This window comes from Acidovorax facilis (genome assembly GCF_023913775.1).
GTDB lineage: Bacteria > Pseudomonadota > Gammaproteobacteria > Burkholderiales > Burkholderiaceae_C > Acidovorax > Acidovorax facilis.
The window spans coordinates 1-1,376 of sequence record NZ_JAMXAX010000280.1 but is presented as its reverse complement, the minus strand read 5'-3'; the positions used below and the strand labels follow the sequence as shown (position 1 = coordinate 1,376).

2 protein-coding genes are annotated in these 1,376 nt (G+C 53.9%); both read right to left on the bottom strand.

The features are described 5' to 3' along the window. Positions 1 to 63: 63 nt before the first annotated feature. Positions 64 to 1,023, bottom strand: coding sequence for a lipase/acyltransferase domain-containing protein (locus NFX52_RS30130; protein ID WP_156358593.1), 960 nt, complete (start codon positions 1,021 to 1,023; stop codon positions 64 to 66). Between the two features lie 153 nt (positions 1,024 to 1,176). After that, positions 1,177 to 1,376: hypothetical protein (locus NFX52_RS30125; RefSeq protein WP_252636001.1), on the bottom strand; the 200-nt coding region annotated here is incomplete at its 5' end.

Genomic DNA, 1,376 nt, shown 5'->3' with positions numbered 1-1,376 from the left:
CGAACCCATCGGGTACATCCCACCTGCTGAGGCTGAGGCAAACTACTACCGGCAACTCGCCAGTCAGGCCACTGCGGAAGTGGGCTGACTTAAACCAAACAGCCTCCGCAGAAACCGGGGCGATTCACTAATAAGGCCTGGCCCACCCGGTTGTTCAGGCTGATAAAGTGGAACGCAGGCGCGACCCGCTTCATCTGTGTTTGTTGCTTTGGGCGTAAGTCCAAAAGCACCCGGCCAAGTCAGCAAGGCGTCGCGCACCCCATCTGTAGCCCAGCCGGTCAACGAGTTGACCAATCCTCCTCGCAAGTTGTCCCACTTTTCGTAGACGTATTCGGCGCGCTTTCCAGCATTAAGTGAATTTTCAACCGGTTGTTTGTATCCCTCGTGAATCATTCGCAGAACTTCGCAGCTGCCTTGCAGCGGAGACCCTAGCAGCACGATACCGCCTACTAGATGTTGCCGGGAATACTGCCGAGCATCATGCTTTGCATTCCAGACCGCAGTAACAACTCCACCCATGCTGTGCGATACAAAAATGAGCGTCCGCCGCGTGGTCCCAAAGGTCCTATATAGACAAGCTTCTAGGTCAGCGGCGCCGGATCGAAGATCGCGACGCCAGTCATAACCGCAGGCTACCGCATCAATTCCAATCTTTTTCGCTGCATCTTTTATAGCAGCGAAGGCATCGCCGTATTGATCACCGAAGTAATTCTCGAGCAATGTGGCCTGAACATCAGACGGCGCGGTCTCATCGACGAGTTGAGGCGGCAGCTTAATCTTCGCAAGATCCGGTATGCCGCTTCCCCAAATGTCGCCGACAGTAGGTGATGTGAGTTTTGAACCAAGAATTCCCGGGACTAGAACGACTACAGGTCGTCGGCGAATAGCCGTAACGCTGGTTGCAATCTCTGGATTGAACGCTGCCGCCCGCTCAAATCCGTCAATGACTGCACTGGGCGACGCCCTGGCCGCAAATGATGCTACGACTGCAATCAATAGAGCAAAGGCGATGAGCTTCTTCATAAGACCCCTATGACTATTCAAGAATGAACAGCAAATCCCGACAATGTTGCAAGTTGGCACTGCCCCTCCGCCAGACTACTGCGCCGACACCCTGCAAGTAACTCCATTGCCAATACACCATCAACAATACAATCTCCCGCTGTAGTGGCCATCTCAGGTCATCGCGTTAGCAGGCTGCTGAAATACTGATTTCGGATCGAAAATTTGTTCAGGTTGAGGGTGCCTTACGTAAGCGTCCAGCCGAGGCATCTTGAGTTGAGCCACATGTCCCGCGAATATCGCGGGCATGATGAAGAAGGTGGATGCAGTTTGCGTGGCGACGATCGCGTTGTTTGCGCGCTGGCTCAGCGTTG

What these genes read in the sequence shown, in the direction of transcription:
- NFX52_RS30130 (WP_156358593.1), bottom strand. Translation starts at nt 1,023, where the DNA reads ATGAAGAAGCTCATCGCCTTTGCTCTATTGATTGCAGTCGTAGCATCA.